Raw genomic sequence first — 15,244 nt, 5'->3', positions numbered from 1 at the left:
CGCAGGCCGCCTGACGCACCGGAGGACGCGGCGCGAGCCGCGACCGCGGCACGGGCCGTCCGCGGGACGGCTCCGGCGCAGCCTCAGCCGCCGAAGCGTCGGGACCGCAGGCCGAAGTCGCGGACGGCGCGTAGGAAGTCCACCTCGCGCAGGTCCGGGTAGAAGGCCTCGACGAAGTAGAACTCGCTGTGCGCGCTCTGCCACAGCATGAAGTCGGAGAGCCGCTGCTCGCCCGACGTCCGGATCACGAGGTCCGGGTCCGGCTGCCCCTGCGTGTACAGGTGGTCGCCGATGAGCTCCGGGGTCAGCACCTCGGCCAGGGTGTCGAGCGTGCCGCCGCCCTCGCCGTGCGCCCGCACGATGCTCCGCATGGCGTCGGCGATCTCGCGGCGGCCGCCGTACCCGACGGCCAGGTTGACGTGCAGGCCGGTGTGCTCCGCGGTCGTCGCCTCGGCGGTCTCGAGCGCGTCGACGAGCGCCGTGGGCAGCCCCTCGTTCGCCCCGACGTGCTGGACGCGCCAGTCGCGGTGGTCGGCGAGCGTGCCGGCCAGGTCGGCGATGATGCCGATGAGCTGCTCGAGTTCCTCGCCGCCGCGGCCGGTCAGGTTGTCCGACGACAGCAGGTACAGCGTCACGACCTCGATGCCGAGGTCGTCGCACCAGTCCAGGAACTCGGGGATCTTCGCCGCGCCGGCCCGGTGTCCGTGCGCCGCGGACTCGAGTCCGAGCTGCTTCGCCCAACGGCGGTTCCCGTCGACGATCATGGCGACGTGCTTCGGCATCGCCTGTCCGTCGATCTGGCGGCGGATACGACGCTGGTAGGCGCGGTAGAGGATCCCGCGCCCGGCCCACTGCACCCTGCCGCTCACGGCACGACTGTAGTGCACCGATCCTCAGATGTTCGGCTGCCGTTCGGGCAGTGGCCCTACTGTCGCCCCATGCAGGACGAGACCGCGACCCTCCCCCACGTCCCGTTCACCGAGGAAGCCGTCGCCGAGCCGCCCCGTCCGGCCTGGCGCGGGTGGATCCACCTCGGCACGTTCCCCTTCGCCGTCGCGATGGGCGTCGTGCTCATCACGCTCGCCGACAGTGCGGCCGCCAAGGCCGGCAGCGCCGTCTTCATGGCGTCGTCCCTGCTGCTGTTCGGCGTCTCCGCGACGTACCACCGGTTCCCGTGGGGGCCGACGGTCAAGAAGGTCCTCAAGCGGATCGACCACACGAACATCCTGCTGCTCATCGCCGGCACGTACACGCCCATCGCGATCTGCGCCCTGCCGCACACGCTGATGGTCGTCGTGCTGTGGGTGATGTGGTCCGGCGCCGCGCTGGGCATCGCGTTCCGCGTGCTGTGGATCGGTGCACCGCGCTGGCTGTACGTCCCGATCTACCTCGTGCTCGGGTGCGCCGCGCTCGGGCTGCTGCCGCAGTTCTTCGCCGCGAGCGTCCCGATGACGGTCCTGGTGCTCTCCGGCGGGCTCGCCTACATCCTCGGTGCGCTCGTGTACGGCTTCAAGCGTCCCGACCCCGCCCCGACGGTGTTCGGGTTCCACGAGGTCTTCCACGCCCTGACGGTCGTGGCCTTCGCCGCCCAGTGGGTGGGTGTGCTCATCGTGGCGCTGCACCCGGTGCGCTGACCGTCCCGGGGCGCGTCACGAACGGGAGGCGCGTGGCGGTCCCGCCACGCGCCTCCCGTCCCTCCGGTGGTGCCGTCTACCCGCGTTCGGTGTCGTCGCCGACGTCGGTGCGGCCGTCCTCCGCCGCGCGCCGCTCCGGCTCGTCCGTCGCGGTGTCGGCGTCGCCCTGCTCCAGGCGCTCCCGGATCTCGGCGCGGTAGCGCGTCCGCCGGATGCGACGGGTCATGTCGACCACGAGCAGGATCGTCACGACGGCGACGACCGCGATGGCGATGAAGCCCGCGACGCCCGGGGTGACGTCGACGTCCGGGACGGTCGTCGGGCTCGGGCTGGGGTTCGTGGCGGCGATGATCGTCGCCGTGATGGTGCTCACGCGGTGGTGTCCTCGTCCTCGGGGATCCCCGCGAACAGGTCGGACTCCGGCAGCTCGGTGGGCACGCGTGCCTCGACGAGCTGGTAGTCCTCGGTGGGCCACACCGTCGCGAGGAGGTCGTTCGGCCAGGAGAAGAAGGCACTGTCCGGCGGCACCTGGCTCGCGTGCGCACGGAGCGCGGCGTCGCGGGCGTCGAAGTGGTCGCGGACGTCGACGTGCGACGTGGACAGGTCCGGTCGGTCCGCGAAGCGCTCGACCCACTCGCCGAGCTGCTCGAGCGCCGGGTCCTCCGGGTTCCGCTCGCGCATGGCGTCGTAGATCGTCCGGAAGCGCCGCGGGTTCATCGTCCGCTCGTAGTACAGCTTCGACACCGCCCACGCCGGGCCGGCCGCCGGGTACTTCGTCGGGTCCGCGGCGTCGCGCCAGGCGGCGACCGAGACCTCGTGCGTGCGGATGTGGTCCGGGTGCGGGTAGCCGCCGTTCTCGTCGTAGGTGACGAGCACGTGCGGACGGAACCGACGGACCACGCGGACGAGCGTCTCGGTCGAGTACTCGAGCGGGACGGTCGAGAAGGTGCCGGGACGGACCGTCTCGCCCTGCTCGGCGTCGGGCAGCCCGGAGTCGTGGTACCCGAGCCAGACGTGCTCGATGCCGAGCGCGGCCTGTGCGGCGGCCATCTCGGTGCGGCGGTACCCGGCCATGTCGCGGTGCGCGCGGCTCGTCGCCGGTTCGCCGAGCTGGTCGTTGAGGATGTCCCCGGCCTCGCCACCCGTGCACGAGACGACCATGACCTGGTGTCCCTCGGCGACGTACTTCGCCGCGGTGGCCGCTCCCTTGCTCGACTCGTCGTCGGGGTGGGCGTGGACGGCCAGCAGGCGGAACGGCACGGGGGTCCCTTCGGAGACGAGTGGGATTCGGGCGGTGCACAGCGGGGCGTGGCCTACCCTGGGACCAGGATAATCACCCCAGGAGCCCCGAACTGTCCGAACCGCTTCCCTCCGTCGCCCCCGACGCCACCCGCACCGCTCCGGCCGGCGCCACCGCGGCGACCCTGGACGACCGCTACGGGCGCACCGCGGGCAACCGGAAGCGCTCCCGACTGATCGCGATCGTGGCCGCCGCCGCCGTCGTCGTGGTGTTCGCCGCCTGGGTGATCTGGGCCGGGCTCGACCAGAGCTCACACGGGCTCGACAGCACGGACGTCGGCTACCAGGTCGTCTCCGACCACGAGACCGTTGTGCACTCCCAGGTGTCCGTCGACCCCGGGACCGAGGCGAAGTGCGCCGTGCAGGCCCTCGACAAGTCGTACTCGATCGTCGGGTGGAAGGTCGTCACCCTGCCGCCGTCGAGCGAACGCACCCGCAGCATCACGACGCCTGTGAACACCACGACGCGCGGCGTGACCGGCTTGATCCACGACTGCTGGGTTCCCTAGACTCGTCTGATTCGCGAGCGAGACCGGCCACACCGGCCGGTCTCGTTCTCTGTCGAAGGGAACCCACATGAGCAACGACCCCCAGGTCACCTGGCTGACCCAGGAGGCGCACGACCGTCTGACGGCCGAGCTCGAGCAGCTCTCCGGCCCCGCCCGCAAGGAGATCGCGGACCGCATCGAGGCGGCACGTGAAGAGGGCGACCTCAAGGAGAACGGCGGCTACCACGCCGCGAAGGACGAGCAGGGCAAGATCGAGGCGCGCATCCGTCAGCTCACCGAGCTCCTCAAGCACGCCACGGTCGGCGAAGCGGACTTCGACGGCACCGTCGAACCCGGCACGGTCGTCACCGCGGTCATCGCCGGCGACGAGTCGACGTTCCTCGTCGGCAACCGCGAGATCGTCGCGGACGGCTCGGACCTCACCGTCTACAGCCCGGTCAGCCCGGTCGGCGCGGCCATCGTCGGCATGCGTGCCGGCGACGAGACCACGTACACGGCGCCCAACGGCAAGGAGATCGCCGTCACGGTCACGAAGGTCGAGCGCTACGAGCCGTAGCCCGATCGGCCCCGCGCCGTGCGGGACGTGAGGAACCACAGAACCGACGTCGAACCGGGCACCCGCCCTGGTCCACGTCGGTTCTCTGGTTCGACGGGCACCGCCGGGCGTCAGAGCGTCGCGACCTCGCGGTGCGTCAGCGCTCGGGCGCACGGGAAGCACACCAGGTCCCCCACCGCGACGTCCCCGGGCAGCACCGCGTCCCGGCCGGCGGTCCCCGTCGGGTTCGTCGTCACGGTGACCGCCGCGGCCGGGGCCACCGATCGGCGGCCGATCAGCCGGGCCTCGGTGAGCACGGCGCAGTCGGGCAGCACCGCGTCGAGCTCGACGAGCAGCACGCCCCAGGGCCGCCGGACCCGGGTGACCGCGGCCACGGCGACGCAGACGTCGCGCGGCACCCAGTCGCGCGGGCGGTACCGCGGCGGTGCCTGCTCCGCGGTGTGCACGCAGGGTGTCCCCGCGACCGCCGCGAGCCGCTGCATGGACACCGCACGCACCCGGACGTCGTCGGTCGTCGCCTCGGTGCTCGCCGGCCAGAGCACCGGGTCGAGGGGATCGGGGAGCGAGGCGCGGAGCGAAGGGAGGATCGACGTGAGGGTCATGACGGCAGCATCACGCGCCTCCAGGCCGTCCGCCCCGTCGCAGACGGAACCCTGACGGCCACGCGCGCGGTCCGTGCGGACCGCTGACGGGTTCTCTAGTGCTCGAGGAGCTCGGGGCGGAACCCGACCTCGTGCAGGCGTTTGATGACCTCCTGCGCGTGCTCGGGGCCGCGGGCCTCGATCGACAGGTCGAGCGCGACCTCGTTGATGACGAGGCCCTGGCCGTGCCGGGTGTGCAGCACCTCGACGACGTTCGCGCCGGCCTCGGAGATGACCTGCGCGACACGGGCGAGCTGTCCCGGACGGTCCGGCAGCATGATCCGGATGCCGATGTACCGCGACGCCGCGACGAGCCCGCGGGTGATCACGCGCTCCATCATGAGCGGGTCGATGTTGCCGCCGCTCAGCAGCACGACCGTGCGGCCGGTGTCCTTGACCGCGCCGGACATGATCGCCGCGACGCCGACCGCGCCCGCTGCCTCGACGACGAGCTTCGCCCGCTCGAGCAGCACGAGCAGCGCCCGCGCGGTGTCGTCGTCGGAGACCGTGACGATCTCGTCGACGTGGTCGCGGATGATCGGGAAGTTGAGGTCACCCGGGCGGGCCACGGCGATGCCGTCGGCGATCGTCGGCGTGGTCGCGACCGTGACCGGCTCCCCCGCTCGGATCGACGACGGGTACGCGGCGGCGTTCTCGGCCTGGACGCCGATGACCTTGATCTCGCGGCCGAGCCGCTCCGCCGTGCCCTTCACGGCCAGGGCGATGCCGGCGATCACACCGCCGCCGCCGATCGGCACGACCACGGTGTCGACGTCCGGCACCTGGTCGATGATCTCGAGGCCGAGGGTGCCCTGGCCCGCGATCACGGCGGGGTGGTCGAACGGCGGGATGAACACGGCGCCGGTCCGGGCGGCGAAGTCCTTCGCGGCGACGAGCGCCTCCTCGACGGAGTGCCCGCGCAGGACGACCTCGGCGCCGTAGTGCCGGGTCGCCTGCAGCTTCGGCAGGGCGACGCCGACCGGCGTGAAGATGGTGGCGGGGATGCCGAGCTCCCGGGCGGCGAGCGCGACGCCCTGCGCGTGGTTGCCGGCGCTGGCGGCGACGACGCCCGCTGCACGCTGCTCGGGGCTGAGCGTGGAGAGGCGGTTGTACGCGCCACGGACCTTGTACGCGCCGGTGCGCTGCAGGTTCTCGCACTTCAGGTGCACTGGCGAGCCGAGCAGCTCGGCGAGGAACTGCGACGTCTCCATCGGCGTGACGCGTGCGACCCCCGCGATCGTCTTCCGCGCGGCCTCGATGTCCGCGAGCGTCGGGTACGCGGCGGTCTGCGGTCGGGGCGTGGTGGTGTCGGTCACGGGACCATCATCGTCGCTCCCGGGCCGCACGGCGAACTCATGACGAGCGGCCTGTGGAGGCGCTCAGCCCGCGGTGCCGCCGCGAGGCGGTCAGCCCGCGGTGCCCTTCGCGGCGGTCGGCTGCTCGTCGCTGCCGGGAGCGGGCACGCCGTCCGGGTGCCGCTTCCGCCAGCGACGCTTCCGCTTCGCCTCGACGCTCGCGTGGTGGTCGCGCTGCTTCGCCTCGAGCACGTGGTCCGAGTCGAGGCCCTTCCACCGCCCGCTCGCGATCGTCGTCACCATGGAGTTGACGGTCGCGATGAGCGGCACCGCGAAGAACGCCCCGGCGATGCCCGCGAGACCGGACGCCGCCGTCACACCGAGCACGACGGCCAGCGGGTGCACCTTGACCGCGCTGCCCATCACGAGCGGCTGCAGGATGTGCCCCTCGACCTGCTGCACCACGAGGATCACGCCGAGCATGATCACCGCGGCGACCCAGCCGTTGAAGATGAGCGCGATGAAGACGGCGAGGAAGCCGGTGACGATCGCACCGACGACCGGGATGAACGCGCCGAGGAACACGAACACCGCGATCGGGATGACGAGCGGCAGCTGCAGGGCGGCCGCACCGATGCCGATGCCGACGGCGTCGACGAACGCCACGAAGATCTGCACGCGGATGAAGCTCGTCAGGGTGGTCCATCCCGCGACCCCGGCGCCGTCGATGGCCGCACGGGCCTTCTTCGGGAAGAGCCGGACGGTCCAGCGCCAGACGTTCTTGCCGTCGATCAGCAGGAAGATCACGGTGAAGATCACGACGAAGAGCCCGGCGAGCAGGTGCGTCAGCGACGACCCAGCACTCGCGACGCCGGACAGGATCGACCCCGAGTTGCTCGAGAGCCAGTCGGTGGCCTGGCTGAGGTACTTGTTGAGGTCGCCCTGGCTGATCCCGAGTCCGGAGTTGGTGACGAACTCGCGGATGGTGTCGTACTGCGACAGCGTCCGGTCGCGCAGGGACGGGTAGGACGCGGCGATCTGGTCGACGACGAGCCAGATCAGACCAGCGACCGCCGCGAGGCCGCCCACCAGGCTGACCACGACCGCGATCCACTTCGGGACGTGGTGCCGCTGCATCCAGTTCGACAGCGGCACGAGGAGCGCCGCGACGACGATGCCGATGAGGAACGGGATGAGCACCTCGCTGAACAGCGTGACGAGGTAGATGACCACCGCGACGACCCCGAGCACGACGAGCACGCGCCACGACCAGGCACCGGCGATCCGCATGCCGGTGGGCACCGAGTCCTCGACGACGGGATCGGGATGCGTCTTCTTGCCCCAGGCCATGCCCGCGAGTGTACCGACGCGGCACATCGGACGTTCCAGATGCGGCATACGCGTCAGGCGGCCGTGTCGGCGCGGCTCGGTAGCGTCGTCCCCATGGTCAGGACGACGCTCTCCGCCGCCGAGGCACGACGGGTCGCGCTCGCGGCGCAGGGCTTCGGCGCCGCCCCCGCCGACACCGTGTCGACCCGGACGCTCACGGCAGGGTTCGCACGGCTCGGGCTGCTGCAGATCGACTCCGTGAACGTGTTCGAGCGGAGCCACTACCTGCCGCTGTTCGCCCGGCTCGGGTCGTACGACCGGGCCACGCTGGACCGCCTGACGATGACCCGGCGCGGACCGTACGCCGAGTACTGGGCGCACGAGGCGGCCTTCGTCGCCCGCACCGACCTGCCGCTGTTCCGCTGGCGCATGGACGCGTTCCGGGAGCGCGACGCCCGGCCGAACCGGATCGAGGGCGTCGAGCGGACCGCCGGTGTCCGACGCGAGCTGCTCGCCCTGCTCCGGGCCGAGGGGCCGATGCCCGCGAGCGCCGTCGAGCACGAGGCGAACGTCCGCCGGGGGCCGTGGTGGGGGTGGAGCGACGTGAAGACCGGGCTCGAGCAGCTGTTCCGCTGGGGCGAGGTCGTGAGCGCCGGGCGGTTCGGCTTCGAACGCGTCTACGCGCTGCCCGAGCAGGTCCTGGCGCCCGGGGCCCTCGAGACCGCCCCCGACCGGACCTCCGCCGTCACCGAGCTCGTGCGGCGCGCGGGCCGTGCGCTCGGCGTCGCGACGCGCGCGGACCTCGCCGACTACTTCCGGCTGCGCTCGGACGACACCGCCGCGGCCGTGGCCGAGCTCGTCGAACGCGGCGAGCTCGTGCCGGTGACGGTCGAGGGCTGGAAGGAGCGGGCCTGGCTGCACGCCGATGCCCGGGTGCCCCGACGCCTGACCGCGGACGCCGTGCTGAGCCCCTTCGACCCGGTCGTGTGGTTCCGTCGCCGGGCCGAGCGGATGTACGGCTTCCACTACCGGATCGAGATCTACACGCCGGCGCCCAAGCGGGTGTTCGGCTACTACGTGCTGCCGGTCCTGCAGGACGACCGGCTGACCGGGCGGATCGACCTGAAGAGCGACCGGCAAGGCGGGGTGCTCCGGGTCCGGACGGCGTGGCAGGAGCCCGGGGAACACCTGGACGCCGAGCGGCTCGCGGAGACCCTGCGGCGGACCGCGGCCTGGCAGGGACTCGACGGCGTCGAGGTCACCGACCGCGGCACCGCTGCGGCAGCCGTTGCCGGGGCGCTCGGTGTGCCGCTCGTGCCGCACGTCGCAGCGGACGACGCCGACGCTCCCGAGTCGACGCCGGATGACGTGACCTGACGGTCAGCGGTCGCGCTGCGGGTTCACCGGTCGCGCTGCGGGGCGACCGGGCCCGACGCGGTCAGAACTGGACGCGCGGGGGTTCGGCGATGGCCGAGGGCTCGGCGGTCTCGAAGAACGACGCCTCCTGCACGCCCTTGCTCTTCGCGAACGTCGACGTGGGGAAGTGCTTGATCTTGGTGTTCAGCTCGCGGACGCCGCCGTTGTACGAGCGTCGCGCGGCCTGGATGCGGTCCTCGGTCTCGACGAGCTCGGACTGCAGCTGCAGGAACGCCTGGCTCGACTGGAGCTGCGGGTAGCCCTCGGCGACGGAGAACACGCTCTTCAGGGCCTTCTGCATGTGGCCCTCGGCCACCGAGGCGCTCGGGGCGTCCGCGGCACTGAGCGTCTCCGCCCGGGCCTTGCTGACGTCCGCGAAGACGGCCTTCTCGTGCGTGGCGTAGCCCTGGACGGTCTCGACGATCGTGGGGATGAGGTCCGCGCGACGCTGCAGGTGGGTGGCGACGTCGTTCCACGAGGCGTCGACCCGCCCCGTGAGGGACATCAGCGACCGGTAGCTCGACCAGAGGGCGATCCCGACCACGACGAGCAGGACCACCACCACGGCGACGACGATGAGCGTCGTGACGAGTCCGGTGTCCATCGGGCGTACTCCTTTGCGCGTCGGGTACCGCGCGGCGTGCCGCGGGCGGTGCATGGCCGTGCGAGGGCCGCCCACGATCCTACCGAGGCGCTCCCGGGAGGACCGACCGCGGCCACGGTTCACGGGTGATTCCCGAGTGGCGTCCACCGGGCGTCCGGGCGCCGTGCGGGCTCGTGCACCGTCGGACACATCATCCGTGCGGCGGATTGACCACGGCGCGCGGATCACGTCTGATGGAGGCGGTGAACACGCGCGGGGACAACGTGGACGAGACGGCCGTCGGGGGCGACGGCCGCGTCCGTCGACCCCGCGCCCGGCGACTCGTCGGCACGGTCGCCGCCCTGTCCGCGGCGGCGGCGCTGGCCCTGTCCGGCGCGCTCGTGCTGGGCACCCCGGCCGAGGCGACGGCTGCCACCACGTTCACGTTCACGTCCACGTCCACGTCCACGTCCACGACCAGCACCGCGAGGCCCGACGGAGCCACGCCGGACGCCGCCACAACCGCAGCCACCACCACCGAGACCGACGGCACAGCCGACACGACAGCCGCAGCAGCCGCCACACCCGCGCAGCGCACCGCCACACCCGCCCCCACGGGCACCCCGGCGCCCCTGCTCGGCTCGCTCCCACCCGACGCCGGCGGCTCGGGCTCCGGCTCCCCGACACCGACCCCCACCGACCGCCCCGCCGTCCGCCCGACCATCGCCGACCCCGGCGACGTGACGACCGCGACCGTCCGCCTGCACGGGACCGGCACCCCCGGACACACCGTCCGGATCACCGGTCCGGGCGGGACGGGCTGCACGACCACGGTGGGCACCGACGGTTCCTGGGCCTGCATGGCGACGGTCCGCTCGGGTCCGCAGCAGGTGTTCAGCGTCACGGACCGCGACGACACCGCACTGGGCTCGTCGAGCGCCCCCGCCTCGGACGTCGTCGTCCCGCCGTCCGTCACCACCGCCGGTCCGACCGCGGGTCCGCTCTCGGGCACGGGCCTGCCCGGCGCGACGGTCACCGTCGGCGTCGTCGGCGCCCGCGGCGAGGCGGTCGCCACCGTGCGCGCCGACGGCACCTGGACCGTGGCGCTCGGGTCGGTCGCCGCGCAGGACGGCCGCCTCACCGTGACGGCCTCGCAGACGGCGAGCACCGCGGGCGGCTACCGGTCGGACCTCCGCAGTGCCTCGTCCACGCCGCGCACTGTCACGCTCGACCGCACGCCGCCGTCCGCCCCGCGCATCGAGACGCCGCGGTCCGGGTCGACGATCGACGCCGCGGGGACCACGATCGCGGGCTCGGGCGAGCCGGGCGCCACCGTCACGGCGTACGTCGACCGCGCTCCGGTCTGCCGCACCCGGGTCGGCGACGACGGCCGCTGGCGCTGCTCGACCGAGGGTTCGGTCCTGAGCGGGGGCACGCACGCGGTCACCGCCCTGCAGCAGGACGCCGCGGGCAACGTCTCCCCGTCCTCCCCCGCGATCCGTGTCCGGGCGAGCGGCTCCACCACGTCCCCGAGCACGGCACCTGGCACCCCGTCGAGCACGGCGTCGAACGCATCGCCGACCGGTCCCCCGGGCCGGACCGCGGGCGCCACGCCCGGCACGACGCCGACCGCGGGCGGCGTCGGCGCGCCGGGCAGCGCGAGCAGCGGCCCCGGCGGCACGACGGGTGGCGGCGGCACCGCGGGCGACCCCGGGAGCCGCGGCGTCCCGGACTGGTCCGGTCCCGCTGGCGACTGGGCGGCCGCGACGACCTACGACCGCGGGGTGCCGTCGCTGGCAGCGTCGTTCTCGTGGGGCACCGTCCTCGTGGCGACCGCGGTCGCCGCCGGGTTCCTGGTCCTCGTCACGACGCCGCTCGCCCTCGTCGGTGCGGCGGCGCGGGGACGCATCCGGACCGCGTGGCTCCGCAACCCCTTCGCCGGCGTCCTCGGCCGGAACCGCACGCGCGCCGAGCGTCGCCTCGGCGACGACGTGCTGCCCACCTGGGCAGCCGTCGCGCTCGGTGTCGGGGTCGTCACGGTCGCGACGCTGCTCGGCGTCGGGGTCGGTCTGGAGGCCCGCTACGTCCGCCTCGCCGTCGCCGTGCTCGCCGGCTCGGCCGTGCTCACCGCGGCCGTGGTGGTCGCGACCCGCTGGGCTGCGGGGCGCGACCGCGGCACGGTCGGCTTCCGCGTCTCGCCGTGGCTCGTCCTCGCCGCGCTCGTCGCCTGCGCGCTCACCCGGACGACGGACGTCTCCCCCGCCCTGGTCGTGGGCGCCGTCCTCGTCCCGGTCGGCCGCCCGGGAGCCGACACCGGCGCACTCCGTCTCGGCTCCGGTCTGGCCGCGGGTGTCCGCAGCGCCACCGCCCGCACCGGCGCACTCCTCGTCGTCACCGCGGTCGGCTGGGTGCTGCACTCCGTCACGCCGGACACCGGCTTCTGGGCCGCGCTCGGCTCCGAGTTCGCCACCACGCTCTGCGTCGGCGGCATCGGTGCGCTGGTCGTGTCGCTCGTCCCGGTCGCCGGCTCCGCGGGCGCCACGCTGCTGGACGCGGCACGGGGCCGGTACGTCGGGTTCGCGGTCGCGTCCCTCGCCCTCGCGGCCGCGGTCTACGTCGGCTCGGCGATCCGACCGACGGGCACCGGGGTCGTCACCGCCGTCGCGACGGCCGCGGTGGCCCTCCTGGTCGTCGGCTGGTGGTGGCAGCGCCGACCCGGCGCCGCCGTCGGCGGCGACACGGCCCGCTGAACCGCGACGTCCGTCACGTGGTGCGTGCACACCGGACGGGAGGCACGGGGCGGGCCCGCCACGCGCCTCCCGTCCGGCGTCCGTCCCGTCCCGGTGACCGCCGCGCTCAGCCGGCCGCGTCGGTCGCGTCCGCGCGCGGGTGCGGCGCGTTGCGTGCGAAGAGCCCGGGCAGGAGGCCGCCGATCTTCGTGCCGATGCACAGCGACACGAACGTCGCGAGGGGGACGCCGAGCGCCTGCGGGTCGAACGTCGCGACCGCCACCAGCCCGACCGTCCCGGGGACGAGGAGCAGGAACGCGGGGAAGAACGACACGGTCGCCGGGATGACGGGCACGAGCCGCTCCAGCAGTCGGGTCGCGACGAACAGCAGGGCCGCCGCCGCTCCCGTCGCGACGACGCTCCCCCACACCGGCGTCGTGCCGCTCACCACCGCGTAGGCGGTGACCATGACGGCGACGGACACGAGCGTCAGCCGCCACCCGGACCGGAACACCAGGCCGAGGCCGACCGCGAGCCCGACGACAGCCACCCACGACACCCAGTAGGACGGCACGGCCTCCCACCCACCGCGGTCCGTGCCGATGCCGGCGACCTCCCCCACGAGCGCCGCGGAGGCCGGGTCGACCCGCAGTCCGGTGAGCGCGCTGCCGGCGGCGATGCCCGCGGCCATGAAGCCGAGCGTGATGAGCCCCTGGACGAGCCGCGACGACCCGGTGACGATGTCCGCCGCGGTGAGCTCGAGCAGCGCGTTCGTGATGAGCGCACCCGGGACGAACACCGCGACGGGCGCGCACACGGCGAACAGGGGCACGTGGTCGAAGCCGGTGCCGGCGGCGACGAGGCCGACGATGCTCGTCGAGACGAAGGCCCCGAGGAACGGGATGATCGCGACGGCCTCGCGGAAGCGGCGCAGCACGAAGCTGATCACCCCGACGAGGGCGCCGACGCCGAGCGCGAGCAGGACCGCCCACCAGGGGCAGCGGAACACCACCGCGAGGCCCGCCGAGGTCAGGGCGTTGCCGACGATCCACGGCAGGGCCGGCGGCGGCACGGTGCCCGCGCGGATGGCCCGGACGCGGGCGGGGATCTCGGCGAGGCCGATCGACCCGCTCTCCAGGCCGAGCACGAGCCGGTTCGCGCGGGCTGCCTGGCGCGAGGAGAGCTCGATGCCCTCGGCGTTCACGATCGTGGCGGCGCCCGTCGCGACCTCGCTCACCATCACGAGCGCGGGCAGGACCCCCACGGCGAGGGTCGGCCCCACCCCGGCGGCGTCGCGGGCCTTCTCGAGCGCCGAGCGGACGTCGGTGACGGAGCTGCCGGCGTCGAGGAGCAGGGCGCCGAGCGTGCCGAGGAGCATGCCGGTGGGGACGGTCTCGCCGTCGACGACCTCGACGTGGGCCTCGGGGCGTCCGAGGGCGTTGCGCAGGTTCGCGAGGGCGCTTCCGAGTCCGACCACGGACACGATGCTAGGTGGTCCTCGCAGTGGCGACGGACGGGGCGGGGCCGCCCCGTGCCTCCAGGCCGTTGCGACCCGGACGACGGGACCCGTTCCGTACCCCCGGTGGGACTCGAACCCACAACTCGGCGATTTTAAGTCGCATGCCTCTACCGGTTGGGCCACGGGGGCGCAGCCGCAACAGCCTACCGACGCGACGACGGCCGCCGCCCCACCGGGCCGACGGCCGTCGTGTCGTGCGTGCGTGCGGTGCGACGCCTACTTGGCGTCGGCAGCGGCCTCGACCGGCTGCGCGTCCTTCGAGACGTCCTCGGCGGGCGTCGCGTACGCGGGGCCGGCCGCGTCGGCGGGCTTGCCCTCCTCCGGGGCCGGCGCCGCGGCGGCCGGAGCCGACGCCTCGACCGCGGGCTTCGGACGCGAGGCCCAGGCCTCGAACGAAGCACGAGGGGTCTCGCGGTCGTCGAGCGACGCGATGTCGCGGCCGAGGAAGAAGCCACCCACCCAGTCGCCGATGACGCGCCACTTGCGCTCCCACGACGGCATCGCCAGGCCGTGGTAGCCGCGGTGGGCGCCCCAGGCGAGGAAGCCCTTCATCGCGAACTTGCCGGACTGGAAGACACCGATGCCGAGACCGAGGCCCGCGACGGCGCCGAGGTTCTCGTGCTTGTAGTCGTTCGTCGCCTCGCCACGGAGCACGGCGACGAGGTTCTTCGCGAGCTGCTTGGCCTGACGGACCGCGTGCTGGGCGTTCGGGACGCAGAAGCCGCCCACGCCGCCGCCGGTGAGGTCCGGCACGGCCGCGACGTCGCCGCAGGCCCACGCGTCGGCGACGACACCCTCGTCGTCCACGACCCGCAGGTCGGGCTGGACGCGGATGCGGCCGCGCTGCTCGAGCGGGAAGTCGGTGCCCTTGACCATCGGGTTCGCCATGACGCCGGCGGTCCAGATGATGAGGTCGGACTCGATGGTCTCGATCGAGTCGTCCTTCGCCTTGAGCTGGCAGACGCCGCCCTCGGCCGAGGCGAGCTGCGTCTCGAGGTGCACGGTGGCGCCGCGGGACGCGAGGTTCTCGAGCACCCAGTGCGAGGTCTCGAGCGACACCTCGGGCATGATGCGGCCCATCGCCTCGACGAGGTGGAAGTGCGTGTCGTCGAAGGACAGCTCGGGGTAGCTCTTGAGCAGGTCGGACGCGAAGGAGCGGAGCTCGGCGAACACCTCGATGCCGGCGAAGCCACCACCGACGACGACGACCGTGAGCAGGCGGTCACGCTCGGGACCGGCCGGCAGGGTCGCTGCCTTGTGGAAGTTCACGAGGATCTTGTCGCGGATCGCCGCGGCTTCCTCGATGGTCTTCAGCCCGATGGCCTCGTCCGCGACGCCCGGGATCGGGAACGTGCGGGAGACGGCACCGGCGGTCATGACGATCTGGTCGTAGGACTCCTCCCACGCCTCGCCCTCGGCCGGGGTGATCGTCGCGGTCTTGGTGGCGTGGTCGACCTTCGTGACCTTCGCCGTGACGACGCGGGTCTTCTTGAGGTGACGACGGTGCGAGACGACCGCGTGACGCGGCTCGATCGAACCGGCGGCCACCTCGGGCAGGAACGGCTGGTACGTCATGTAGGGCAGCGGGTCCACCATGGTGACCTCGGCTTCGCCCTGACGAAGGTGCTTCTCGAGCTTCCAGGCGGTGTAGAAACCGGCGTAACCGCCGCCGACGACGAGGATCTTGGGCACGGGGGATGATCTCCTTGGAGTGGGGTGGTTGCCGGGAGGCTG

The 15,244-nt window shown here is 73.3% G+C and carries 14 protein-coding genes and 1 tRNA gene; 5 read left to right on the top strand and 10 right to left on the bottom strand.

Translation table 11 applies throughout. The features are described from left to right. Window positions 1-83 precede the first annotated feature (83 nt). Entirely contained in the window at window positions 84-869 is a 786-nt protein-coding gene (locus LQK89_RS04015) for an isoprenyl transferase (protein WP_231050274.1), read from the bottom strand. Between the two features lie 69 nt (window positions 870-938). On the opposite strand from LQK89_RS04015, the gene trhA reads away from it, so the two are divergent. Further along, on the top strand, window positions 939-1,634 hold the full coding sequence (trhA, locus tag LQK89_RS04010) for a PAQR family membrane homeostasis protein TrhA (RefSeq protein WP_175326946.1): 696 nt from the start codon (window positions 939-941) through the stop codon (window positions 1,632-1,634). Window positions 1,635-1,710: 76 nt separating this feature from the next. On the opposite strand, the gene LQK89_RS04005 is transcribed toward trhA, so the two are convergent. Together LQK89_RS04005 and mca are read right to left on the bottom strand one after the other, a co-directional pair. After that, entirely contained in the window at window positions 1,711-2,007 is a 297-nt protein-coding gene (locus LQK89_RS04005; protein WP_058742781.1) for a hypothetical protein, read from the bottom strand. Next, a complete protein-coding gene (gene mca / locus LQK89_RS04000; RefSeq protein ID WP_231050273.1) occupies window positions 2,004-2,894 on the bottom strand; it encodes a mycothiol conjugate amidase Mca in 891 nt (296 codons plus the stop codon). Before mca ends, LQK89_RS04005 begins: the two co-directional genes overlap by 4 nt. Window positions 2,895-3,118: 224 nt before the next feature. On the opposite strand from mca, the gene LQK89_RS03995 reads away from it, so the two are divergent. After that, window positions 3,119-3,442: a DUF4307 domain-containing protein gene (locus LQK89_RS03995; RefSeq protein WP_058742780.1), complete on the top strand. Its 324-nt coding sequence runs from the start codon at window positions 3,119-3,121 to the stop codon at window positions 3,440-3,442. 67 nt (window positions 3,443-3,509) lie between these two features. Then, window positions 3,510-3,998 (top strand): transcription elongation factor GreA, encoded by a 489-nt coding sequence (gene greA / locus LQK89_RS03990; RefSeq protein ID WP_058742779.1) that lies wholly within the window; start codon window positions 3,510-3,512, stop codon window positions 3,996-3,998. A 110-nt stretch (window positions 3,999-4,108) separates the two neighbouring features. Here greA and LQK89_RS03985 read toward each other — a convergent pair whose 3' ends face one another. The 3 genes from LQK89_RS03985 to LQK89_RS03975 form a co-directional block, all read right to left on the bottom strand. Beyond that, window positions 4,109-4,600: a hypothetical protein gene (locus LQK89_RS03985; protein ID WP_058742778.1), complete on the bottom strand. Its 492-nt coding sequence runs from the start codon at window positions 4,598-4,600 to the stop codon at window positions 4,109-4,111. A 95-nt stretch (window positions 4,601-4,695) separates the two neighbouring features. Beyond that, complete coding sequence (ilvA, locus tag LQK89_RS03980; RefSeq protein WP_175326950.1) at window positions 4,696-5,955, bottom strand: threonine ammonia-lyase; 1,260 nt, start codon at window positions 5,953-5,955, stop codon at window positions 4,696-4,698. A 90-nt stretch (window positions 5,956-6,045) separates the two neighbouring features. Then, complete coding sequence (locus LQK89_RS03975) at window positions 6,046-7,284, bottom strand: AI-2E family transporter (protein WP_114848908.1); 1,239 nt, start codon at window positions 7,282-7,284, stop codon at window positions 6,046-6,048. A gap of 93 nt (window positions 7,285-7,377) precedes the next feature. On the opposite strand from LQK89_RS03975, the gene LQK89_RS03970 reads away from it, so the two are divergent. Further along, complete coding sequence (locus tag LQK89_RS03970) at window positions 7,378-8,640, top strand: winged helix-turn-helix domain-containing protein (RefSeq protein WP_231050272.1); 1,263 nt, start codon at window positions 7,378-7,380, stop codon at window positions 8,638-8,640. A 61-nt stretch (window positions 8,641-8,701) separates the two neighbouring features. Here LQK89_RS03970 and LQK89_RS03965 read toward each other — a convergent pair whose 3' ends face one another. Beyond that, a complete protein-coding gene (locus tag LQK89_RS03965; RefSeq protein WP_141860500.1) occupies window positions 8,702-9,283 on the bottom strand; it encodes a LemA family protein in 582 nt (193 codons plus the stop codon). A gap of 242 nt (window positions 9,284-9,525) precedes the next feature. Between LQK89_RS03965 and LQK89_RS03960 the strand changes: the two genes are divergently transcribed. Beyond that, window positions 9,526-12,012 (top strand): Ig-like domain-containing protein, encoded by a 2,487-nt coding sequence (locus LQK89_RS03960; RefSeq protein WP_231050271.1) that lies wholly within the window; start codon window positions 9,526-9,528, stop codon window positions 12,010-12,012. 106 nt (window positions 12,013-12,118) lie between these two features. Here the strand turns inward: LQK89_RS03960 and LQK89_RS03955 are convergent, their stop codons facing one another. The 3 genes from LQK89_RS03955 to LQK89_RS03945 all read right to left on the bottom strand — a co-directional run bounded on the left by LQK89_RS03955 (window position 12,119) and on the right by LQK89_RS03945 (window position 15,202). Beyond that, window positions 12,119-13,468, bottom strand: coding sequence for a threonine/serine exporter family protein (locus LQK89_RS03955; RefSeq protein WP_231050270.1), 1,350 nt, complete (start codon window positions 13,466-13,468; stop codon window positions 12,119-12,121). A gap of 97 nt (window positions 13,469-13,565) precedes the next feature. Further along, window positions 13,566-13,639 (bottom strand) — tRNA-Leu (locus LQK89_RS03950). 87 nt (window positions 13,640-13,726) lie between these two features. Continuing rightward, on the bottom strand, window positions 13,727-15,202 hold the full coding sequence (locus tag LQK89_RS03945) for an NAD(P)/FAD-dependent oxidoreductase (RefSeq protein WP_114848905.1): 1,476 nt from the start codon (window positions 15,200-15,202) through the stop codon (window positions 13,727-13,729). Window positions 15,203-15,244 lie beyond the last annotated feature (42 nt).

The sequence above is a fragment of the Curtobacterium sp. C1 genome, assembly GCF_021049325.1.
In the GTDB taxonomy this organism is placed as follows: domain Bacteria; phylum Actinomycetota; class Actinomycetes; order Actinomycetales; family Microbacteriaceae; genus Curtobacterium; species Curtobacterium citreum.
This window is presented reverse-complemented; position numbering and strand designations above follow the sequence as displayed.